Annotated in this window: 16 protein-coding genes and 1 pseudogene; 9 read left to right on the forward strand and 8 right to left on the reverse strand. The window is 71.8% G+C overall.

What is annotated here, in order from left to right; genetic code table 11:
- Window positions 1-67: 67 nt before the first annotated feature.
- Window positions 68-1,063 carry a LysR family transcriptional regulator gene (locus tag ACF068_RS29085; protein ID WP_392277274.1) on the forward strand — a complete coding sequence of 332 codons (996 nt, stop codon included), beginning with the start codon at window positions 68-70 and terminating at the stop codon, window positions 1,061-1,063.
- A 46-nt stretch (window positions 1,064-1,109) separates the two neighbouring features.
- Here ACF068_RS29085 and ACF068_RS29090 read toward each other — a convergent pair whose 3' ends face one another.
- From ACF068_RS29090 to ACF068_RS29100, 3 genes are all read right to left on the reverse strand, one after another.
- Window positions 1,110-2,651, reverse strand: coding sequence for an FG-GAP-like repeat-containing protein (locus ACF068_RS29090; RefSeq protein WP_392277275.1), 1,542 nt, complete (start codon window positions 2,649-2,651; stop codon window positions 1,110-1,112).
- An 88-nt stretch (window positions 2,652-2,739) separates the two neighbouring features.
- The gene (locus ACF068_RS29095) at window positions 2,740-4,362 is read right to left on the reverse strand and encodes a trypsin-like serine protease (protein WP_392277276.1); all 1,623 of its coding nucleotides are present in this window, start codon (window positions 4,360-4,362) and stop codon (window positions 2,740-2,742) included.
- A 280-nt stretch (window positions 4,363-4,642) separates the two neighbouring features.
- Entirely contained in the window at window positions 4,643-5,167 is a 525-nt protein-coding gene (locus ACF068_RS29100) for a hypothetical protein (RefSeq protein ID WP_392277277.1), read from the reverse strand.
- A 333-nt stretch (window positions 5,168-5,500) separates the two neighbouring features.
- Here ACF068_RS29100 and ACF068_RS29105 point away from each other — a divergent pair, with 333 nt between their 5' ends.
- Window positions 5,501-9,370: a polymorphic toxin-type HINT domain-containing protein gene (locus tag ACF068_RS29105; protein WP_392277278.1), complete on the forward strand. Its 3,870-nt coding sequence runs from the start codon at window positions 5,501-5,503 to the stop codon at window positions 9,368-9,370.
- On the forward strand, window positions 9,360-9,818 hold the full coding sequence (locus tag ACF068_RS29110) for a hypothetical protein (RefSeq protein WP_392277279.1): 459 nt from the start codon (window positions 9,360-9,362) through the stop codon (window positions 9,816-9,818). Before ACF068_RS29105 ends, ACF068_RS29110 begins: the two co-directional genes overlap by 11 nt.
- Before the next feature lie 136 nt (window positions 9,819-9,954).
- On the opposite strand, the gene ACF068_RS29115 is transcribed toward ACF068_RS29110, so the two are convergent.
- Window positions 9,955-10,710 carry an alpha/beta fold hydrolase gene (locus ACF068_RS29115; protein WP_392277280.1) on the reverse strand — a complete coding sequence of 252 codons (756 nt, stop codon included), beginning with the start codon at window positions 10,708-10,710 and terminating at the stop codon, window positions 9,955-9,957.
- A gap of 363 nt (window positions 10,711-11,073) precedes the next feature.
- Window positions 11,074-11,631 (reverse strand): TetR/AcrR family transcriptional regulator, encoded by a 558-nt coding sequence (locus ACF068_RS29120; protein WP_392277281.1) that lies wholly within the window; start codon window positions 11,629-11,631, stop codon window positions 11,074-11,076.
- Between the two features lie 70 nt (window positions 11,632-11,701).
- Between ACF068_RS29120 and ACF068_RS29125 the strand changes: the two genes are divergently transcribed.
- Both ACF068_RS29125 and ACF068_RS29130 read left to right on the forward strand, forming a co-directional pair.
- Window positions 11,702-12,859, forward strand: a complete 1,158-nt coding sequence (locus ACF068_RS29125; protein WP_392277282.1) for an FAD-dependent monooxygenase — start codon at window positions 11,702-11,704, stop codon at window positions 12,857-12,859.
- 306 nt (window positions 12,860-13,165) lie between these two features.
- Entirely contained in the window at window positions 13,166-13,990 is an 825-nt protein-coding gene (locus ACF068_RS29130) for a HEAT repeat domain-containing protein (protein ID WP_392277283.1), read from the forward strand.
- A 292-nt stretch (window positions 13,991-14,282) separates the two neighbouring features.
- On the opposite strand, the gene ACF068_RS29135 is transcribed toward ACF068_RS29130, so the two are convergent.
- Both ACF068_RS29135 and ACF068_RS29140 read right to left on the reverse strand, forming a co-directional pair.
- Window positions 14,283-15,512, reverse strand: coding sequence for a PQQ-binding-like beta-propeller repeat protein (locus ACF068_RS29135; protein ID WP_392277284.1), 1,230 nt, complete (start codon window positions 15,510-15,512; stop codon window positions 14,283-14,285).
- 324 nt (window positions 15,513-15,836) lie between these two features.
- Window positions 15,837-16,334: a peptidylprolyl isomerase gene (locus ACF068_RS29140; protein ID WP_392277285.1), complete on the reverse strand. Its 498-nt coding sequence runs from the start codon at window positions 16,332-16,334 to the stop codon at window positions 15,837-15,839.
- A gap of 105 nt (window positions 16,335-16,439) precedes the next feature.
- Here ACF068_RS29140 and ACF068_RS29145 point away from each other — a divergent pair, with 105 nt between their 5' ends.
- From ACF068_RS29145 to ACF068_RS29155, 3 genes and pseudogenes are all read left to right on the forward strand, one after another.
- Window positions 16,440-17,576: a cytochrome P450 gene (locus ACF068_RS29145; RefSeq protein WP_392277286.1), complete on the forward strand. Its 1,137-nt coding sequence runs from the start codon at window positions 16,440-16,442 to the stop codon at window positions 17,574-17,576.
- A gap of 295 nt (window positions 17,577-17,871) precedes the next feature.
- A pseudogene (locus ACF068_RS29150) lies at window positions 17,872-17,985 on the forward strand (GNAT family N-acetyltransferase); the annotation flags it as partial.
- Between the two features lie 303 nt (window positions 17,986-18,288).
- The gene (locus tag ACF068_RS29155) at window positions 18,289-19,392 is read left to right on the forward strand and encodes a selina-4(15),7(11)-diene synthase (RefSeq protein WP_392277317.1); all 1,104 of its coding nucleotides are present in this window, start codon (window positions 18,289-18,291) and stop codon (window positions 19,390-19,392) included.
- A 28-nt stretch (window positions 19,393-19,420) separates the two neighbouring features.
- Here ACF068_RS29155 and ACF068_RS29160 read toward each other — a convergent pair whose 3' ends face one another.
- Complete coding sequence (locus ACF068_RS29160; protein ID WP_392277287.1) at window positions 19,421-20,803, reverse strand: cytochrome P450; 1,383 nt, start codon at window positions 20,801-20,803, stop codon at window positions 19,421-19,423.
- A gap of 335 nt (window positions 20,804-21,138) precedes the next feature.
- On the opposite strand from ACF068_RS29160, the gene ACF068_RS29165 reads away from it, so the two are divergent.
- Window positions 21,139-22,446, forward strand: coding sequence for a cytochrome P450 (locus ACF068_RS29165; protein ID WP_392277288.1), 1,308 nt, complete (start codon window positions 21,139-21,141; stop codon window positions 22,444-22,446).
- The last annotated feature ends 285 nt before the right edge of the window (window positions 22,447-22,731 follow it).

Here is a 22,731-nt window from a genome sequence, read left to right on the forward strand (position 1 = left end):
ACCAGCCTGGACGACCAGATGCAGTAGAACCAGTTCAGGTTTCTTGGCTCATGCGTAAGCTGTCCTTATGCTCGATGTGCGACGCCTCCACCTGCTGCGTGAACTGGACCGACGCGGCACCATCGCGGCCGTGGCCGAGGCCCTGTCCTTCACCGCCTCGGCCGTCTCACAGCAGCTGAGCGTGCTCGAGCGCGAGGCGGGAGTACCCCTGCTGGAGCGGAGTGGCCGACGGGTGGTGCTCACGCCCGCGGGGCGCACCCTCGCCGCCCACGCCGACGCCGTTCTCGAACGCCTTGAGCGGGCGGTCTGCGAGCTGGCCGGGGCGCGCGAGGGCATCGGCGGCTCGCTGCGGATCGGTACGTTCCCCTCCGGCGGTCCCGCGATCGTGCCCGCCGCGCTGGCCGAACTGGCCCTGCGGCACCCGGCGCTGGAACCGATGGTGCGGGAGATCGACTCGGCTCGGGTCTCCGACGGGCTGCGCGCCGGCGAGCTCGACGTGGCCCTCGTCCACGACTACGACTTCGTCCCCGCGTCGCCGGACACCACGGTCGAGCAGGTGCCGCTGCTGGAGGAGCCGGTGTTCCTGGCCACGGGTGCCGCCGGCGACCCCGGTGAGGCCGCCCGTCCCGCCGCCCGCGGTGGCACGCTGGCGGAGTTGCTCGGACCGTGGGCGGCGTCCCCGTGGATCACGGCGCGGGACGGTACGACCGGGCATGCGATGGCCGTACGCGCCTGTCAGGCGGCCGGCTTCCAGCCGCGCATCCGCCATCAGGTCAACGACTTCCGTACGGTCCTGGCACTGGCCGCGATCGGGCAAGGCGTCGGTTTCGTACCGGAGATGGCCACCGACCACGCACCTGACGGCGTGGTCCTGATCCGGCTGCCCCTCTTCCGCCGTTCCCGGGTGGCCTACCGCGCGGGCGGCGGCACGCACCCGGCGATCGCCGCGTTCGTGGCCGCCGCGCGGACCGCGGTGAGCGCCATGGGCGGTGCCGCCTCGCCGGGAAGCAACACCCCGGAACCCGGGGACGAGCCCGTCCCCGGGGCGCCGTCAGGTCCGTGACGTACGGCTGAGCGGGCTTTCCGACCCGCCTGCCGTCCCGGGACGGTTACACACCGCTGGCGATCTGTCCGATGCCGTTCCACGCGTTGGCGCTGCCGTTGCCGAGCCAGGCACTGTAGGCGGTGCTGGTGCCACTGCCGCGCAGCAGGAAGTCGGCGTGGGTATCGCCGTCGAAGTCCGCGAAGTGGACGCGGCCGTGTTCCGTGGTGACTCCCGAGGCGACTTGGCCGAGGTTCTTCCAGCCACCGTGTCCGTCCCCGCCCGTGTTGATGTGGACGTTGACAGAGCCGTTGGGGTTGATGACCCAGTAGTCGGCCCTCCCGTCACCGTCGTAGTCGGCGAGACGCACGCGCGAGCGGTCCGTGGTGGTGCCGCTGGCGACCCGCCCGATGCCCGCCCAGGCGTTGTCGCCGTGGTTCAGCCAGACGCTGACGCTGCCGTCGTCGAGGATGGTGAGGTAGTCCGAGCGGCCGTCGCCGTCCCAGTCGGCGAAGCGGACCTGATCGTGCTTGCTGGTGATGCCCGAGGCGATGATGCCCCGGTTCTGCCAACCGCCGCCACCATCGCCTCCGCGATTGATGTGGACGTTGACGGAGCCGTTGGGGTTGATGACCCAGTAGTCGGCCCTGCCGTCACCGTCGTAGTCGGCGAGACGCACGCGCGAGCGGTCGGTGGTGGTGCCGCTGGCGACCTTGCCGATGCCCGACCAGGCGTTGGGGCCGCGGTTCAGCCAGACGCTGACGTTGCCGTTCGCGGCGATGCTGATGTAGTCGGGCTTGCCGTCACCGTCCCAGTCGGCGAAGCGGATCTGGTCGGCGCCGCCGGCCTCGTTCGCGGCGGCGGAACGCCGCGGTTCGGTGGTCTTGGTGATCCACTGGGCGAGGTCGGCGATGCGGGCGGCGATGGCACCCGTGCGGGTTTCGGCCGGGTCGGTGCCCAGGCAGCCGCCCTGCCACGAGCGGCTGTTGACGCCGACGAGTTCACCCGCGGTGTCGAGGAGGGGACCGCCGGTGTCTCCCTTGCAGAGGGCGTCGGTTCCCTTGCCGGTGATCGCCAGCGTGGTGGCGTCCGCGGAGTCGAGGGTGAAGGTACCGGTGTGGACCTTGCCCGGCACCCAAGCGGTCCTCGTCCGGCCGAAACCGGCGGAGTTGAGGCTTGTACCGGGGGCCGGGGCGGTGGCGGACACCTTGACCGTGGTCGCGCCCCTGACCGGCAGCATGAGACGGGCCAGGACCAGGTCGCGCTCGGCGCGGGGAACGAGTTCGGTGACTTCGCGGGTCTCCCCGCCGGCCAGGGTCACGGTGGCCGGCAGAGCGGGCTTCCCCGCGGGGACCTGCCCGCCCGCGCTCGTGGCGAAGCAACTCGCGGCGGTGACGATCCACCACTCGTCCACGAGCGTGCCGGTGCAGGCCCGGCTGTTCGCTTCGTCGCCGATGTCGACCTTGACGACGGAAGCGTACTGACCGGACGGGGCTTCGGAACCGGCGAGGGCCTGGGCGGGGGCCGCCGAGACCAGGCTTGCGGCCACCGCGGTGGCCGTGGCCAGCAGGCAGGTCATCCGCACCGAGCGCGGACGGGTATCAGTCATGGGCTTTCCTTCACGATGGGCCCCGCGACGGGCGCCTGGTGCCCCTGATGTCCCGGAGACGCCAGGGGCAGCGGGCAAGGCGCGGGTGTCAGAGGGTGCCGGTAAGGACGATGGCGCCGGGCACTGCCGGGACACCCCGGAGGTCGACCTGGCTGGTGGCGGTCCAGGTGCGGTCGGTGTGGCGGACCGTGTGCAGCGCCTTGTTGTCGGCGGTAGTGACGGCGAGCTGGAGCTCGCCGTCCACGGCGGCCGCGGAGACGGACGTGGCGGTGACGGTGCCGAGGATGCCCTTCAGGTCGCCGAGGGGGGTCCAGGTGCCGTTGCCGTTGCGGATGGCGTGGTACTGGCGGGTGCCGTTGTCGGTGGCGATGACGATGTGGGCGTCGTTGGCGGTACCGGCCATGCCGACGGAGGTGATGGGGCCGACGGGGGAGCCGACGGCCGCGGCGACGTCACCCCACTTGGTCCACTGACCAGCGGTGTTGCGGATGGTGTGGTGGGCCTTGCCGCCGCTGATGGCGGTGACCTGGAGCTGGCCGCCGGCGCTGGCGGTGGCGGCGGCCGTGACCTTGCCGATCGGGCCGACGGCGCCGGCGATGTCGCCGAAGCTGGTCCAGTGGCCGGTGGCATTGCGGACGGTGTGGAACATCTTGCCGTCGGCGAGGGCGACGACGTGGAGGTCGTTGCCGATGGAGACGGCGGAGACCTGGGTGAGGTTGCCGAGACGGCCGGCGACCGCGCCGACGTCGCCGAAGGTGCCCCATGTTCCGTCCGCCTTGCGAATGGTGTGGAACAGGCGGGCGTCCTTGCTGATCGCGAGGACGTGGGTGTCGCCATTGATGCCGGCGGAGGCGGCGGCGCGGATGCCACCGATGTCACCGGCCTTGCTCTGGACGTCGGTGAAGCCTGTCCAGTCGCCACCGGCAAGACGGATGCTCTGGTAGACGGTGTTGCCGGCCTGGACGAGGGTCTCGGTCTTCCAGCCGGTGGCCAGGGAACGGGTCTGGAGAATCCACTCGCGCAGGTCGTCGGTGCGGACGGCGATGGCGCTCGTGCGGGTCTCGGCGGGGTCGGTGCCGAGACAGCCGCCCTGCCAGGAGCGGCTGCTGAGGGCGACGAGTTCGCCGCCGGCGTTCAGAACGGGGCCTCCGGCGTCGCCCTGGCAGATGGTTCCGCCCGGCCCGGCTTCGTCGAGGGTGAGGGTGGTGGCGGTACCGGCGGAGGCTTTGAACGAGGCCGTGTGCACCTTGCCGGGGACCCACTCGGTCCTGGTGCGGCCGTAGCCGGCGGCGGTGACCGCGGCGTCGGCGGCAGGAGCGGCGGAGGTGAGCGTGGCCGGGGTGACGTCGGTGACGAGCCGGTCCAGGCGCAGGAGGGCGAGATCCCGGTCCGTACGGGGAGCGAGCTCGGTGACGCGGTAGGTCGTCGAGCCCACGGTCGCCTTGATCGGCTGCTTCGACGCCCCGGCGGTGGCGTCCGTCCCCAGGCAGCTCTTGGCGGTCAGGAGCCAGTCGGCGGCGATCAGGGTGGCCGAGCACCCCCGGGCGTGGGCCTCGTCGCCGATGGTGAGCTGGGCCGTGTAGGCGTACGTACCGGTGTCCGGGGTGCCGACGGTGGCGTGGGCGGAGCCGATGGCGAAGGGGAGGCTGCAGCCTATGGCGAGCGTGAGACCGGCCGCCATCCACGGACGCCGCGGACGCGTATCGAACATGAGCATTCCTTCTGCAGGGAGTGGGGAGAGCCGAGCCGGAGAGCGCCGAACCGAGCAGCAACGGCACACCGCCCCGTTACGGTCCCGCGAGACACGGGGCACCGTCGGGAGGCGGGGGTCAGGAGACGACTCGGGCTCGGCGAGCGCCGTGATCTTCTTGTCGTGGGCGGGGCCAACGGGCCGTGAGCGGCACCGGCGGCACCGGCGGCCGGATGAGTGCCCTTCTTAGGGGCGGAGGGCCGGCCTGGTGGCGGAAGGGCACCGCAAGCGCAGGCAGGCCTCAGCCCGTCACCCGGAGTTCCACGAGCACCGCGGGGCGGGGGTCCTTTTCGTCGCCCTCACCCACGGGCTTGTAGTCGTCCTTGGGGACATCGACGGTCGTGGTCTTCCCCTCCGCCGTGAGACTGGCCCGGACGGCACGGTCGTCGGTCCGGATGGCGTGGACGCGATCGACTTCGAGGCTGAGATATCCGGTCTTTCCCGACGTGCTGAAGCAGTACCGGCCCTCGGTGTTCTGCAGGGTCCACACCTGGATCTGATGCGGGGCGGAACAGTCCGTCAAGGTGATGCGACCGTCACCGCGGTGCAGCCGGATTCCCTTTTCCTTGAGAATCCCTTCGGCGTCCGGGTAGGTGAAGTCCTCTACGGCGAAGGGCGGCTCCGCCTCTGCTCCGTTCGCGGCCGCCAGGGCCGTCGGCGCGGTCCGTGGAGCGGCGTTCGCCGAGGTGAGCGCCGAGAGCCCGGTGAGCGTCAACACAGTGCCGACGACGCCCGCGAGCATCATTTTACGCACGCCAAGTATCACGAGATTTTCCCTTCGAAGGACGCGGCGCAAGACGGCAGCCGCAAAGAAGGCCCGATCGCGTGGGCCTTTCCAAAAAGTATCACCTCCATTCACCGGTCCGTCACACCTTCGGCCAGCATAACGACGTCATAACAGATGACCGACCAATGGAACGCGGGAGCGTGACAACCCGTCACCCCCCGGAATTTCCTATTCCGTATTTCGTGAGGGACGTCGGCGTCCTGAGATATATGCTGCGTCGGCCGATATTCGGCGACCTCGCCCTGACCAGGCGAGGTTTATTGAATGGAAAACTGAAACGTGAATAGAGCTGGGAGAAGGCGGGCGCGGGGCATGCGTACGGTGTGCCTCGGCGCCCTGACGCTCTCGCTGACCTTGGGAGCCCTGGCGCCGGCGCACGCGGACGACGCACCGGCTGCCACCGCGACGGCTCCCGTGACCGACCGTCAACGCATCCTGGACGCCTGGAATGCCGGCGGCCCCTCCGTTCGGGCGGCCGCAGAGGTGGCCCTGCAGGGATCCGAGGCCGACATCCGGCTGTTCCTCGACAAGGAGCAGGCCGTCGCGGAACGCCACGACGTGCAGATGCTGTTCTCGCAGCTGTACTCCGTGAGCGGACCCAAGGTGCGGGAAACGGCCGTCAAGGCCTTGGACAGCGGTGACGCCGACCAGGCACGCGCGTTCCTGCGTGACGGCTGGCGGGAGCCGCTGCAGCAGGACAGACAGCTACGGATCTCACAGCTGATCAGCGAGGGCGGCCCGAACGTCAAGTCCGCCGGTGTCGCCGCGCTGGACGGGGGGCCCGACAAGGTCCGTGAGTTTCTGGAGAAGGGCCAGTTCACCGCTGCCGAGGCGGACGACCGCCTCGCTCTCTCCCGCATAGTCAGCACCGGTGGGCCGGCGACCAAGGCGGCGGCGATGGCCGCCGTCGACGGCACCATCGAGGACGTACGGGAGTTCCTCCAGGTCGGGCAGTACATCGCCCGCGCGAGGGACAAGGAGCGGGCCACCGTCGCGGAGCTCGTGGAACGGGCGAAGGCGGCCGGAGCGCAGGCGAAGCAGCAGACCGATGCCGCCAAGGAGGCTTCGGCCCGAGCCGTCCAGGCGTCTGCCCTGGCGAAGGAGTCGGCGCTCCAGGCCGCCAGGGAAACCGCGGCGGCCGGCAGGGATGCGAAGCTCGCCTCCGCCGCCGCCGGAAGGGCCGCCCGCGCCGCCAAGGGTGCTGCCGCGGCAGCACAGCAGGCCATCGCCGCAGCCCGCGCCGCCAACGCCGCCGCACGGGTCGCCTCCGCTGCGGCATCGCAGGCCGCCTTCGCCGCGGCCGGCGCCGCGGACGCGGCCGCCCGCGCCCGAGGGGCGGCGTCAGCGGCCGCCACCGACGCCGGCCAGGCCTCCGCCGCCCGCAAGGCCGCGGAGGACGCACGGTCCATCGCGAAGCAGGCACGTCAGGCCGCGCTCGCGGCCCAGGCCGCCGGAGTCGCCGCGCTCGCCGCCGGTTCCGCCGCCGCGTCGGCAACGAGCGCGGGCCGCAACGCCGACGAGGCCGCCCGCGAGGCCGACCGTGCCGGCGCTCTCGCCCGTGCGGCCGGGGGGAGCTCCGCCGAGGCCGACGCGGCCGCCGCCACCGCCCGCCGTCAGGGCCGCGAGGCCGCCCGCGCCGCGGGTGTGTCCCAGAGCCTCGCCGAGGAGTCCGCCGCAGCGGCCCACCAGGCCAGGGACGCCGCCAACAGCGCCGCCGACCACGCCGACAACGCGGCCGGGGCGGCGGAGGAGGCGGCCAGGCAGGCCGGCAAGTCCGCCGACGCCGCCAAGGAGTCCACCGCTCACGCCGACGAGGCGAAGAAGGCCGCCGACATCTCGACAGTCGCGGTCAAGCAGGCGCGTGAGACCTTCGAGCTGACCCGCAAGAGCGAGGCCGAAGAACTCACCGCCCGAACCGCCGCGGCTCTGGAAGCCGCACGGGAGAGCCGGGCGGCCTACGAACGGAACGCGGCCCAGGCCAGCAAGAACGCCAAGGCCCTGGACGGCCTGGACACCCTGGTCGACCAGGTCTCCGAGTACGCCGCCCGGCCGGACGCGGACCGGTCACGGATCGTCGCGAAGGGCCGCTGGGTCGCCCTGGTGACCATGAAGACGCGCGGCCCGTGGAGCAGCACCGCGGCCGGCGACGTCCTGGCGGGTTCCGACGAGGACGTCGTCGCCTACATGCGTACGGGCTGGAAGGAGGCCGCGCAACGGGACGAGCGGGCCCGTGTCGAGCGCCTGGCCGAGGAAGCGGAGTCGCCGGCTGTGCGCAAGGCCGCCGAGCAGGCCTTGGGCACGGACGCCACACGCATACACGCCTTCCTCACCACCGGACAGCACGAGGCCGCGGCCAACGACTACCGGCTGCGGATCTCGCAGCTCGTGAGTACCGGCGACGTGGCCACCAAAGAGGCGGCCACCGCCGCCCTGGACGGCAACACGACCACGTTGCGGACGTTCCTCACGTCCGGTCAATACACCGCGCGCGTCAAGGACGAGCAACTCGGCGCCTCGCGGCTCGCCAGCACCGGCGGCCCCGAGCTCAAGGCCGCGGCGAGCGTCGCCGTCGAGGGCACTCCCCAGGTACTGCACCAGTTCATCACGGTGGGCCAGCACCGGGCCCGACGCCAGGATGCGCTGGCCGCGACGCACATCGCCGACATCCAGCACATGATCGCCGAGGCGGCCGCCGCCGCCGCCACCGCCCAGCAGAACGCCGCCGAGGCGCAGCGGGTGGCCGCGCTCGCCCGGAGCAAGTCGGGCGAGGCCAAGACGTGGGCCGACAAGGCCGGCGCATCGGCGCAGGAGGCGAAGAAGTACGCCGCCGAAGCCGGCGAGTCCGCCAATCAGGCGTCCTCGTCGGCCGCAGAGGCCCAGAAGTCGGCCAAGGCGGCCCGCAAGGCGCAGGCGGACGCCGCGAAGGCCGTCGCCGAAGCACAGCTCTCGGCGGGGAAGGCGCGCACCTCCGCCGCGTGGGCCCGCCATTCCGCCGAGGACGCCTCCGAGTCCGCGCGGCAGGCGCGTGCGTCCGCCGAGGCTGCCGGGAAGGACGCGGCGGAAGCCGACAAGGCCGCCACCGAGGCCAAGGCGATCGCCGAGACCAAGAGGCGCGCCGAGGAAGAGGCCCGGCGCCGGGACGAGCAGGCCCGCAAGGCCCGCGAGGAGGCGCTGCGCAAGACCGCCGAGGAGGAGGCCCGGGCCGACGAGTGGACCTGGTCCGACAGCGGACACCTGCTGCTCGACGTCGCCGGCCTCGTCCCCGGCCTCGGTGAGTTCGCCGACGGCGCCAACTGCGCCTGGTACGGGGCGGAGGGCGACGCTGTCGACGCAGCCCTGTCCTGCGCCTCGGCCGTTCCGGTGGCGGGCTACGGGGCCTCCGCCGTGAAGTTCGGCAAGTGGGGTGACAAGGCCTACGGCATGTTCAAGGGCATGTTCGGCAAGAAGCCCAAGGTCTGCCCGGTGCCCCGGGCCAACAGCTTCACGCCCCGGACACCCGTTCTCATGGCGGACGGCACGCAGAAGCAGATCCAGCACGTACGACTCGGGGACCAGGTCCTCGCGACCGACCCGCGCTCCGGCCTGACGCTGCCGCAGACGGTACAGAGAGTGATCACCGGTACCGGGCCGAAAAGCCTCGTCCGTCTCACCCTGGACACCGATGGTCCGAGCGGCGGCGCCACGGGCTCGTTCACGGCGACCGACAACCACCCGCTGTGGCATGTCGACCGACGTGCCTGGGTCGAGGCCGGGCAGGTACGCCCGGGCGACCGGCTCCGCAGTGCCGACGGGCAGCTCCGTACCGTCGTCGCCACACGTGCGTGGGCGGAAACACGTACGGTCTACAACCTCACCGTCGCCCACACCCACACCTTCTACGTGAAGGCCGGCGCCACCACCGTCCTCGTGCACAACGACGGCGGCTTCGACTGGGAAAAGGGGCTGGAGGAGCTCAAGCGGGACTGGCAGTCGGGGAACCAGAACGACGACGGCCACCACTCACCTCGCGGTAACCAGGCGGAGAACAAGCAGTTCAAGGACGCCTTGCGGTCCATCGAGCGCGACCTCGGCCGCCAGGTGACCCCTGCCGAGCGCCGTGCCCTGCACGACCGGATCACCGGTCAGGGGTACGACTACCATCGCATCATCGATGAGGCCAAGGGGTTGTTCGGTGGATGCTGACATGGAGTCGACCGGCGTCCGGCGGCTGCTGACCGGAGCAGTGATCCGCTCGGTCGGCCGCGCCGCGGACATGGGAGTGCTGGAACTCACGGGCGGACAGGGGGAGGACCTCGCGCTGCACATCCAGTGCGCCTTCCGGGTGCTCCACGACGGCCAGGTACTGCTGGGCTCACGCGACATGACGTATGCGCGCGGCCGCGCCGAACCGGAGGCCTTCGACACCTTCGCCACCGTGTACGACGACCGCGCGGCGCTCCTCAGCCGCGTTCTCGGCGGGGCCTGCCCGCAGGTCGAGACGGTCCTTCAGGGCCCGGCAGGGGCACTGACCCTGGAGGCGAGCCGCGGGTTCAGGGTCGAGGTCCTCCCGGACCGCTCCGGCGCGGAGGAGTCCTGGCGCGCCTTCACACGAGGCGGACAGCACTACGGGTACCCGCCGGGCCTGGTCTAGGAGTCCGGCCGGGCGGCATATGAAGGACGGGCTCAGGGCACGCCACCCGCGTGGACGCGCCCTCTGAACGCGAGCGGGGCGGTACAGCTTTCTGTACCGCCCCGCTCGTTCTGTGGCAGCGCCTTCGCCGCCGTCCTCAGTGGCCGCCGGACCCTCGATGCGCGACGCTCCGCAGAAAGGCGTCAAGGTATTCGGCGAACCCCGGCGCCGCGGCGACGAAGTGACCGGCGCCCGGATGCACACTGCGCTTGCCACCGAGCGCATCCGCGAGGGCGTCGCAGATCCGCTCGAGCGCGGCCGAGTGGTCCCCGGACGCGACGAGCACCGGAACGCCGGTGTCCCGGATCACCTCGAGCCGTGGGCGCGCCTCGCTGGTCGGCCGGCTCCCGTGCGCCCGCCGGACGCCGGCGACCACGCCTTCGGGGAGCGGGCCGTCGCCGATGGGCGCGCCCGCGAGACGGAGGAACTCGCGCAGCTCGGTCGGGTCCGTACCCATTCCGTGGGTGAGGACCGCATCGCCGATGCGCTCGAGCCGCGCCACATCGGGATCGTCCGGGACAAGGTGGTTGAGCGGCGGTTCGATCAAGGTGAGTGAGCGCATGCCGCCCGGCGCGGCAGCGGCCGCGAGCAGCGTCCCGAGAACGCCGTAGGAATGGGCGACCACGTGGGGGCGGCCGGCGAGCAGCGGCGCCAGGTCCCGGGCGTCCACCTCGAAGTCCTGGCGCTCCAGCGGTGGTGGACTCGGCGGATAACCCCGGCGATGGACGTACGCCAGCGTCCACCGGTCCGACAGTGGAGCGAGAGCGCCCCACGTCGTCCGCGGACCGGCACCGCCATGCACCAGCAGAACCTCCGGCCCAGAGCCATCGCGCACCACCACGATCTCGCCCACGGAAGCGAGCATAGCGGCGCACAGTGAGGACACGGAGCCGGGAACAGCCTCTTCAGCGGCACCTCGTGAGCCACCTCGCATGCCGGGCGGTGCCGGCCGGCAGCGCGAGCAACGCGGGCCGGAAGGCGGGCCGCACCTGCCGCCAGGGCCCTCCCCTCCCCCGCCGTCCGCGGGGTCCGCGGACCGCCGGCGGTGTCGCCGGTGAGGAGTCGCGCGTGGGCGGGCAGACGGATCGCGGAGGTGGCCCACCACCCGCGGCCGAGGGCGAGGGTGTCCACCGCGCGAGCCACGAGGGCTACCCCCACGGTGGCGTGACGCCGGCCCCCGGTCCGGACCGGCGGCATGGCGGGCATCGCCGTCGCCCTAACGCAGAGCGGCGGCGGCCAGGCCCTCGAGTGCCTCGCGCCGTACTTCCCCACCGTTCACCAGTCGGTCGAAGACCAGTCCGTCGAGGCACGTCAGCAGCGTGTCGGTCCGGTTTTCGACGTCCGGGACGCCGTGCGCGGTGAGGAACCGGCGGACGGCCTCGCGGCCGGCGTTCTCACGGGGGACGAGGATGTCGCGCAGCTCCGGGTCGCGCACGCTCTCGACGGCGCAGGCATGGCGGGCGAGCGAGCGACGGCGTCCCTCACCGGTGAGTCGCCGCCGGGTGAGCAGCGCCATGCCGTCGACCAGGTCCTCGCGGTTACGGAGGGGTGGGAGCTCTTCGGCCGTCGCGTGCAGTTCCGCCTGGTCGAGGTGCACGAGGCGGGTGACGAGTCCGGTGAGCAGGGCGGCGCGGGTGCGGAAGTAGGCCGAGGTGGTGCCCGGCGGCATGGCGGCTCTCCGGTCGACCGCGCGGTGCGTCAGGCCGCGCATTCCCTCGTCGGCGAGTACGTCGAGAGCCGCGTCCGCCAGAAGGGTGCGCCGATCGGTAGTCATAGCTCCTTTCTACACCTGTAGAGAGCCGAGTTACCCTTCTTCTACAGATGTAGAAGAAGGGAGCTCCGGCATGGGGAGCAGGGCAGTGGTGGTCGGAGGCGGGATCGGCGGGCTGGCCGCCGCGATCGGTCTGGACCGGATCGGATGGGAGGTGACGGTGGTCGAGCGTGCGGCCGTGCTCCAGGACGCCGGGGCAGGCATTTCCCTGGCGGCCAACGGCATGCGGGCCCTGGACGAACTCGGTGTCGGCCAGGCACTTCGGGACGCGTCCCGAGGCCAGTACACCGGCGGAACCCGGACGCCCCGGGGCCGCTGGCTGACGCGGATGGACGGCGCGGCGCTGGAGGAAGCGGTGGGCACGCCGATCGTGGGCATCCCCCGCTCCACCTTGCACCGCCTGCTCCGCGACTCCTTGCCCGCCGCATCACTGGTCGTCGGCTTCGAGGCGGCCTCGGTGCGGCAGACCGGCCAGGGGACAGTACGCGTCGGCTGTGGCGAGACGGTCCTGGAGGCCGATCTGGTGGTGGCGGCCGACGGCATCCGCAGCACCGTCCGCGGCCACCTCTTCCCGGACCATCCCGGCCCGGTGCACAGCGGCTCGACGGTGCTGCGGGCCATCACCGAGCACGCGGTCGATCTCCACACCGACTTCGAGCTGACCTGGGGCCGGGGCGCGGAGTTCGGACACATCACCTTCCTGGACGGGAGGGCCGAGTGGCACGCCGCCCTCGATCTCCCCGCCGGAACGTGGTTCGCCGACCCGCTGGCCGAACTGCGCCGGCGGTTCCGCACCTGGCACGACCCGATCCCCGCCCTGCTCGACGCGACCCTGCCGGAGGCCGTGCTGCACCACGACGTTCACGAGCTCCGCATGCCCCTCCCCTCGTTCACGGCCGGCCGGATCGCGCTGCTGGGCGACGCGGCCCATGCCATGACCCCCAACCTCGGGCAGGGCGCCTGCCAGGCACTGGAGGACGCGGTCACCCTCGCCGCCGCCCTCCGCTCCGAGTCCACCGTCGAGGCCGCGCTCGTCCGCTACGACGCCGAGCGCCGGCCGCGCAGCCAGGCTGTCGCACGGGCCGCCCGGCAGGCCGGGAGAATGGGCCGGCAGCTCTCGCACCCCCTCGCCGTCGGCCTGCGGAACACGGCGATGCGGCTGACACCGTCCCGGATCGCCACACGCATGATCCTGCGTCACCACGCCTGGACACCCCCGTCGCTGCGGTGATCTCCCCCACACGCCCGTCGCCCCGCCACCGGACACGTGCCTTCACCTGCTTGCGGCGTCCGGCACAGGCCCGTACCGCTGCCGTGTTCCGGGCGAAGTCCCAGGTCGTCCGCGTTCCGCCCCGGCGGCATGCGTGCACCCGCCTCCCCGTTCCCGGCACGCCCGGTCCGCGACGGGCGACACCGGGCCTCGGCATCAATGGGTCGTGGCGCCAACAGGCCCTGGCCGCAACGGTCGTGGCGACAGGGGCCCTTGCCGAAATACCGGCCCGCCGTGCCCTTGTCGTCGTGACAAGGTGTCCCTTGAGTGAAGGAGGTGCTTCCCATCAACCCGACCAACGGAACCCCGCGGAACGCCCAGGTGACCGCCGCACTGAGCGCCGAGAACGCGTCGATCCGGCTACGGGCGGCCATGGCGGCGGGCTCGACCCCCGACCCTGGCTTCCTGGAGCCGCTCGTCGAGCGGTGCGCGGTCGAGCCGGACTTCTTCGTGCGGGACACGCTGTCCTGGGCCCTGGCCCGCCTTTCGCCGGAGATCACCCTGCCCCGGCTCCGCCAGGAGCTCGCCTCGGACCGGCCTCAGGCGCGCAGCCAGGCGCTGCACACGCTCTCGAAGATCGGTGACAAAAGCGCCTGGGCCTGGATCACGTGGTCCATGCTGCGGGACAGCGACGACGAGTTCGCGCGGACCGCGTGGCGGGTCGCGGTCGCCCTCGTACCCGAGGACGAGAGGGAAAGCTTGGTCGACGAACTGGTCATGCAGCTCGGCCGCGGGGATCGCCATGTGCGGCTGAGCCTCACCCGGGCCCTCGTATCCCTGGGAGACCTGACGGTGCCCGCTCTGACCAAGGCTGCGACGCACCCGGACCCGGCAGTGGCGACGCACGCCAGGGCCACCGAGCTGCTCCGGCTGAACCCGGCGACCGATTTCGACGCGGCTGTCGCCGAAGCGAGGCGCGTCGTCGCGCGGGGACCGGATCGAGCGACTGCCGCCGTGGCGGCGCCGCCCGCGGCCGGCACCGTAGCGATGACCGGTGCCCGGGAGACCGACGAGCCCGCTCCGCCGGCCGGGCCGGACGGGGCCGCGGTGGACGCCGACGCCGCGGAGCCTCGGGAGAATACGGAACGCTGACCGGCGAGGTGGTACGGCATTCGGGGTGAGCTCCCGCATGCTCCGGCGGCCCCTCGGCGGCCGCCCCCGTGAGCCGGTACCCGCCGCTGTGAGCCATGTGCCCGCCCCCGACGTCTTCGGGGGCGGGCACCGGCGCTCCTGGCGGAGACGACCGGACATACGGGGGCGGCCGGGCCTGCCACCGAGCGAGGCCATCGCCGGGGCACGGCTGACCACGCGCGCCCAGGCGCCTCCCCGCGTTCTCCGGTGCCTTGGACGCGGGCCCGCGCGCCACGGGGGCGAGGGTGGACGGTCAGCGGCGTTCGTAGGCGGTGAAGGGCTTGTTCCGTGCCCCGTACGACTCGTAGCGGGCGCCGATGAACCGGTCCTCGTACGCGAAGAGGGTGTCCACCGGATCGTCGCCCTCGGGGAATCGAAGGACCTCGCGCTGCTCGCCCGTGGCACCGTCGAGGACCCGGAGGCTGTAGGTGGAATCGCGGTCGCCGAGGAAGGACGTCTCGTGGCGAGAGGTGAGGACGGTGATGTCCCCGTCCTGGGACTGGATGTGGTAGCCGGTGTCTCCGTCGAGGCGGTCGTCGTCCGGGTCGCCACCCCAGACCAGGTCTCCGGTGGCCAGGTCGAAGGCGGTCAGGCCGTAGACGTACCGGCTGATCCGCACCTGATGGCGGGTCAGGGCGTAGAGCCTGCTGCCGTCGGTCACCGCCGTGAGCCGCTGTTCACGCCGGATCTCGCCGTAGGGACCGCTGAAGTCGATGGGCGGGTTCGGGCGGCCGTTCCTGTCGAAGGAGAAGTAGGCGCCGAAGTCGGAGTCGCCCGATGCCGAAGCCGCCACGATCAGCGGGTCGGCCGAGACGAAGTCCGCCCGGGCGTCCCAGGGGACGGCGCTCCGGCCGCCGAGGGGAGCGGACCACAGGAGTGCGCCGGTGGCCGGGGCGAAGGCGGCGGCGTGCAGTTCGGCGTCCCTCGGGATCCTGTCGCCCCGGGGGTCGTCCGCTCCGCCGCAGGCGAGGAGCGCGACGACCTGGCGTTCGGCCACCGCGGTCCGGCCCGGGACGCAGCCCTTGGGCACGGCCGCCTTCCAGCGCGGCTTCCCGCTGTGCACGTCCACGGCGTGCAGCTCGTCCGGTGTGAGCAGCACGGCGACGCCGCCGCCGACGGACACCGGAGAGGGCTGGAGGGGATGGAGCCCGGACTCGCCAGCGGTGAGAGGGGCCTTCCAGATCTCGCGGCCGTTCTTCATGTCGATCGCGACGGCGGTGGCGCAGAGCTCCCCCTTGGCCGCGTGGGGAGCACCGTCCCCGTCGCGGGTGAGGACCAGGACCGAGGCGTCGGTGTCCGCGCGGGCGTGGCAGACCGCCGAGCGGCCGGGCGGCACGTACTCCCATCTCCGCTCGCCGCTACCGGCGTCGTACCCGCGCACCGCGTCGAAGCGGCTGCGGACCAGGGTGGCGCCGGACAGCCAGGCGCCGTTGCCCTGCTGTTCCGCCTTGCGGTCCGCGGGGGTGTCCCAGACGACGCCCAAGTCCCTCGGCCCCGGAGGAGCATCCGGCGATCGGTGCGCAGAGGACCACCAGAACCGCCACCGTCGCGAGGAGGGTGCGCCTGGTCCGTCTACCGGACAGCCCGTCGTTCACCTGCGCCGTCATGTCCGCTCCCCCCGAGCGCGCCCGCCGTCGACGGTCCACAGGGCTTCCCGCGTGCCTCGGCGGCGATCATCATAGGGAGCCGGTCCGCCCCGGCGGAAGGTGCTCCCGCCGGCCGGACGCGTACGGCGCGAGACCGGCCCTGCCGGCCAGGGGCCTGTTCCGCACCGGGACAGGCCCCTGGGCGTCGCGCCGGGTGAGGATCAGGCGGCGACGACGCCACACTCCTCGATGACGAGCTTCTTGGCGGTGGTGCCGGAGCGGCTGCCGAGGGCCTCGATCGCCTTGACGACATCCGCGCCCTCGACGACCTCGCCGAAGACGACGTGCTTGCCGTCGAGCCACGGGGTCACCACGGTCGTGATGAAGAACTGCGAACCGTTGCTGTTCGGGCCCGCGTTGGCCATGCTCAGCAGGAACGGCCGGTCGTGCTTGAGCTGGAAGTTCTCGTCGGCGAACTTCTCGCCGTAGATGCTCTTGCCGCCGGTGCCGTTGCCGTTGGTGAAGTCACCGCCCTGCAGCATGAACTCGGGGATGACACGGTGGAAGGGCGCGCCCTTGTAGCCGAAGCCGTTCTGGCCGGTGGCCAGCTCGCGGAAGTTGCGGGCGGTCTTCGGCACGACGTCGTCGAACAGACGGAAGACGATGCGGCCGAGGTCCTCACCGTTGGCGGAAACCTGGAAGTAGACGTTTTCACTCATGGTCCCGATTCTCCACGACGGTGGCGGTGCGCAGCCACCAGGGGGCGGCCGGACGGTGCGGTGCCCGGTCTCCCTACCTGCCACCGGGGGCGTTATCGTGCCCGGATGGAGGCCTGGGAGCGCTGGGAGCGGCGGGTGCAGACGGCGGCGCATCCCGTGGCGTACCGGCTGGTGCGCGCGGTCGCCGCCCGCGGCCCGGTGGTGCGGGTGCCGAAGGTCGGTGTGGTGGTGAGCGACGCCGGTCTCGCCCGGGCTGTGCTCACGGACCCGGAGGGGTACACGAAGACCGGGCCGGGCGCGGCGGCCGCGCTGTGGAGCCCGGTGCTCGGCTCGCGGGTGCTGATCACTCTGGAGGGCGACGAGCACGCGGCGCTGCGCAGGCGGCTCAGCGGGCTGTTCACGCAGGCTCATGTGGATGCCGTGTGCGAGCGGGTGCTGCGCGCTCCGCTCGGGGCACTGGAGCGGCGGCTGGCGGCGGGCGAGGAGGTGGATCTCGTCCCGGTGGTCCGGGACGGGGCGGCCGAGGTGATCCGCGAGCTGGTCGGGCTTCCGGCCGGTGGTACCGACTTCGCCGAGGCCGCCGCGGTGGTCTCGTCCGTACGGCTGTGGCGGACCACACTGACCGGGCGCCAGATGGGGCGTGCCCGGGCGGCACTGACCCGGCTGACCGAGGCGGCGGTGGCGGCCTACCGGGCCGGCGACGAGTCCACGGTTCCGGGGCGACTGCGCGCGCTGGGCTTGGACGAGACCGAGGCGCGGGGTGCCGTCGGACTGTTCCTGCTGACGGGCACCGAGACGCTGGTCTCCTTCCTGCCCCGGCTGGTCGCACTGGCCCATGACACGGGCCGGGGGCCGGACGCGATCACCGGCGCCCTGGTGGAGGAGGCGCTGCGGGTCACCGCGCCGACCCCGGTGATGCTGCGCAGCGCCGCCCGGGCCGGGCGGATAGGGGGCGTACGGGTGGACGCCGGGGAGCGCGTGGTGATCGCCACACTGCTGTGCACGGGGGCGTACGGCCCGTTCTCCCCCGACCGGGATCCCTCCGAGACCGCCGGTCTGCGCCGGCTGTGGTTCGGCGCGGGCCCGCACTTCTGCTTGGGGATGCCGCTGGCCATGGCGGAGATCCGTGCGGTGACCGCCGTCCTGCGCCGCTTCCCGCAGTTGGTGATAACCGCGCGGCGCCCGGCGCGCGGTGTCCTGATCCCCGCCTACGCTCGGCTGTCGCTGCGGGCGACGGGCTGAACCGCGGACGGCTCCGCTCGCCATGGGTACGGCGGGGCGGGCAGTTCGCTTCCCGCAGCCCCGGACCGGCCGGGGCGGTTGCCGCGTGCACGACCCGTTACCGCTTCTGGCAGCGGGACGGCACCTCGGAGGAGGGCTCTGCCGGGCTCCAGCCAAGGTCGACGCGTGTGCGGACAAGACCCACGCCGCCCGGAGAAACCGATTCCCCGCGTGGATAAGGGGGCCCGCACCACACCGGATCAGGCCGATCATGTCCGCAACCACAAGGAGCTCGGCCCGCGGCGGGCGGCAAGACATCCTTCCGAGTGAGCCGGTGGTGCTCGCCACCCAGACCGCCAACGTCCGTTCGATCCGCCTCGCGGCCAAGCTGGCGTTCACCGAAGCGGAGCGGTTCCGGGCTTGGGACGCGCCAACAGGCGGCTGTGGCCCCTTGACTCCGGGCACCGGATGCCGCGCCGCTGCCGACCCGGGTCAGGAGGCGCCCGGGCACGGAGGCGGGAGCGCGGCCGCCGACCCCACCGCGTCCCGGGCAGGCGCCGTGGACCGCATGCACAGGACCGGTTTGGGCGACATAAGACCTACGCGTCAGTTAGTCATACTGGATCAAGCCATGTACGTGCCGGATGATCACGGTCGAGAATCAGGAACGGGTGTGCGAGACACGTCGATTCGGCGGTGCCTCGCCACCCGCTACAGATGGAGACCCCCACCCGTGATAGTCCCGCCGCTCTTCTCCCCCATAGCGCCCGCGATCCACCCGCGGCACGCCGAGCTCGACCAGCGCACGGCCCGGTGGGCCGAGTCCCACCGGATCGGCTCCGATGATCTGCGCCGGCGGCTCGTACAGCACGAGATCGGAAGCTTCGCCGCCCGCGTCATGCCGCACGGCCGCGAGGAAGTCGTCGGCCTGATGGCCGACTTCGTCCTGTGGCTGTTCGGCGTGGACGACGGCTGCTGCGAGGAGGGAGACCTGGGCCGCCGCCCGGGGGAACTCGCCGGAACGCTGCACCGCCTGCTGCGTGTGGCGCAGAACCCGGAGGCGCCCCTACTGCTCGACGACCCGATGGCCGGTGGTCTGCGCGACCTACGAACCCGGGTCGACAGGTACGGCACGGCCGGCCAGGCGGCACGGTGGGTGGGGCACCTGCGGGAATACTTCTTCTCCGTGGTGTGGGAGGCGTCCCACCGGAGCGCGGGCACGGTGCCGAGCCTTTCCGATTACACCCTGATGCGGCTGTACGACGGGGCGACGACGGTGGTCTTCCCCCTGCTGGAGATGGCCCAGGGGTACGAACTCCAGCCGTACGAGCGGGACTACCGCGCTGTGCGAGCGGCCGAAGAAATGGCGTCCTTCGTCATCACGTGGGACAACGACATCCTGTCCGACCACAAGGAACGAGCAGGGCACGGCTACTTCCTGAACGTGCTCCGGGTCCTGGAAGCGGGGGGCCTCACCCCCCAGGAGGCGATGACCACGGCCATCGCCCAGCGGGACCGGGTGCTGGTGGCGTTCGCCCGCTTGGCCGACCATCTGTCCGTTGTGGGAAGTCCCCAGATGCGGCAGTACATGCAGGGCCTGTGCCACTTCATCCGCGGCTCGCAGGACTGGGGCGTCAGCTCCATCCGGTACACCACGCCGGAGGACCCGGCAAAGCTCCCCTCGGGCTTCACGGACACGCCTACCGACGGCAGCGCCGAGCCGCTCGGGATTGACGCGGTCTCGTGGTGGTGGGACGTGGTACCCGCCGCCCCGGCCCAGGCGGGGCGGCGGGTGGCTCCCCGGCCGGGGGAGGGAAGTCTGGTCGGCACGGTCTGAGCCCGCGGGTCCCGCGGGCACGCCCGGCCTACGTCGGACCGACGGGACGGTATGACGAGCGAGCCACCACGGTCATCGGGATGCGATCGGCATGTGCGACCGCCGAGGCGACCTCCCGGGGCAGGTGCCCCGGCACGGGGACGAGCCGCCACTGGCGGAGGATGGTGGCGATGGCGATGGTCGCCTCGGTCCAGACGAACAGGTCGCCTATGCACTTGCGGTTGCCGGCGCCGAAGGGAATATAGGCACGGCGACCCGGGCCCTCGGCCTGCCTCTCGGGCAGCCATCTGTCCGGGTCGAAGCAGTCGGCCTTGTCGTACAGGCTCGGGTCACGGTGCAGTGCGTACAGACTGAAAGCCACTTCGGTGCCGGCCGGCATCCGCACGCCGCCCAGGGTGACGGGCTGCGTGGTTCTCCGCATCAGGAGCGTGACACCGTGCAGTCGGATGACCTCGTCGATCACCCTGCGGATGCCCTTCAGCTCGGGCACGTGCAGAGCCGTGACCGGCCCGTCACCCGCCACCCGGCGGACCTCGGCGACCAGGTCCTCCTCCACGTCAGGGCGGCCGGCCAATTCGTGGAAGGTCCACGCGAGGGTGGCCGCGGTCGTCTCGGCACCCGCGAACAGGATGGTGGCCAGTTCGTCGCGCACCTGGACGTCCGACATGCGGGCGCCGCTCTCCTCGTCCTGAGCGGTCAGGAGCAACGACAAGAGGTCGTCGTGGTGCGTAGGACCGGCCGCCCGTGAGGTCGCTACCACCTCGTCGATCACCGCGCGCAGTCTCGCCGCCGCCCGGTCGAACCGACGATTGGCGGGTATGGGCAACCGGTCGAACATCTTCGGCGAGGCGGCGCGTACGAGGAGGTTGGTCAGCAGCACCGGCAGGTTCTTGCGCACGGCGTCGACGGCCGGCAGACCGACATCGGCGGAGAACAGCGTGCGGGCCAGAGTCTCGACCGCGTACCCGGCCATGGCCGGCTCCAGGTCGATGACGTCCCCGGGTGCCCAGGAGTCGGCCAGGGCCTGGGCGTTGCTACTCATGATCTCGGAGTAGCCGGTGATGCGGTCGCGGGAGAACATGGGCTGGATCATCCGGCGGTGCTTCCTGTGCAGCTCGCCGTCCGAGTTGGCGAGCCCGTTGCCGGCGAGGGGCCGCAGCCGGTCGAAGAAGCGGCCTTTCTCGAAGTTCCCGGCTTGCCGGACGGTCACCTCGTGGACCAGGTCCGGCGTGGTCACCACGTACATCGGCATGGTGCCCAGGTCGACGCGCAGGAGATCACCGTACTGCCGCAGTGACGACAGGAAGCCCAGCGGGTCGCGCCACAGAGCGAGGGCGTGGCCGAGAAGCGGCACCGCTCCGGGCACGCGCGGGACGGAGGCGAGTGGCCGCGCCTGAGCGATCGGTGGCATTCGAGGACCTCACTATCTTCGGGGTGTGCTTGGCAGGGCTCGGCTTTCACCGCCCGGGCAGGCGGTGGGGGGCGGTCCTCGCGTCGACGACGTCGACCACTCCCGACCAAGATCAGCGATACCCCAGTTTGCGAGCGGGCTACCGCAGTTGAGACGGGGGGTGCTCAACCTGCCGGTACAACCCGCCAGTAGGCTGCGCGGTGCTGACCTGCCGTCACTCTCGGTACGGAGTCGTCTCTACCCAGTCCCGCCGTCGCCCCGGAGGCCACGTGACCACCCCGCCCCCCATATGGACCAGCCCCGAGACGACAGCCCCTGTCGGCTGTCCCGCGCACATGCAGGCCACCGGTGGCTTGCGCGCGCTGTACGGGCCGGAGGCCGAGGCGCGGCCGTACGCCTTGTACGAGCAGCTTCGTGCCGAGCACGGCACTGTGGCGCCCGTCTTGCTCTACGGGGACGAACCCGCTTGGCTGGTGCTGGGACACCGCGAGAACCTGGAGGTGCTGCGCTCACCTCGCTTCTCCTCCGACTCCCGGCACTGGCGGGCCATCAAGGAAGGCACTCTGGCGCCGGACTCGCCGCTGCTGCCCATCACTGCTCCACAGCCACTGGTGGCCCTGACCGACGGAGCCGAGCACGCCCGCCTGCGCCAGGCCGTCACGGAAAGCCTTGCGCGTGTGAACCGCCCGCGGATGCGCCGGTACATCACCCGCTACGCCACCCGTCTTATCGACGACGTCATCACGGCGGGGAGGGCTGATCTGGTAGCCGATTTTGCGAGGAAGCTGCCGGCTCAGGTCGTTTGCCAACAGCTGGGCATTCAGGAGAGCGACGCCCTGACCGTCGGAGCAGCCGTAGCCGACATGATCAGCGGTGGTGAGTCGGCCATGGCGAGCAACGACCTCGTTGTCGAGATCGTGCGTGACCTGGTGGAGCGCAAAAGGCGGCAGCCTGGCGACGACCTCGCGAGCTGGCTACTCGTCCATCAAGCCGGCCTCACCGACGAAGAGGTCCGCGAACATCTGCGGCTGGTGCTGGTGGCCGCGCTGGAGCCCACCGCCAACCTCATCGCCAGCGCCCTGCGCATGGTTCTCACGGACGGGCGCTTCCGCGGCCATCTCTCGGGGGGCCAGATGACGCTGCCCGACGCGTTGGAACAAGTGCTGTGGGACCACCCGCCGCTCGCGGTCGTCCCCACCCGCTGGGCGACAGGCGACACGCAGCTCGGCGGCAAGCGAATTATGGCTGGGGACATGGTGATGCTCGGTCTGGCTGCCGGCAATGTCGATCCCGGTATCCGCCCTGATCCGACGATACCCATGCACGGCAACAGGTCCCACCTCGCCTTCGGCGCCGGCGTGCATGAATGCCCGGGCCAGGACCTCGGCCGCACCATCGCGGAGGCGGGTATCGACCTGCTCCTGGAACGCATCCCGGACCTGCGTCTCGCCGTCGGCAATGATCAATTGCAGGTCGTGGGCACATGGATGTCACGCCGCTTGACCAGCCTGCCGGTGACCTTCGCCGCCCAGCGCCAGGAGAAGGCGGCGGCCGTCCGGCGCCCAGTCGAACCGCTGGTGGTACAGGAGGCCGCACACGCATCACACAGGCGAGTCCGGGGCGGATGGTTGCGACGGCGATAGACCACCGCTTTGGGAAACAAGCTTGACGGCGGCGTCCGGTCCGGTGAAGCCGTGCAGTACGCGGAGGTGCGGATGGGCGGGTACTGGAGGTGCCGGACGGGGCGGAAGGTGCGGGCGAAGACGTGCTCGACGTAGGTGCGGCCTGCTTGAGGGACTTGTCGCGGTGCTGATTCCGGTCCGGTGATCCGGTGCGCCGCCGACTTGGGCACCTCGAGCAGGGGAGCGAGCTGCCTCATCGTGAGGTCGCTCGCCGTTACGGCTGTCCAGGACGGATCCGACGCCGTC

The sequence above is a fragment of the Streptomyces sp. NPDC016309 genome (assembly GCF_043077235.1).
In the GTDB taxonomy this organism is placed as follows: Bacteria; Actinomycetota; Actinomycetes; order Streptomycetales; family Streptomycetaceae; genus Streptomyces.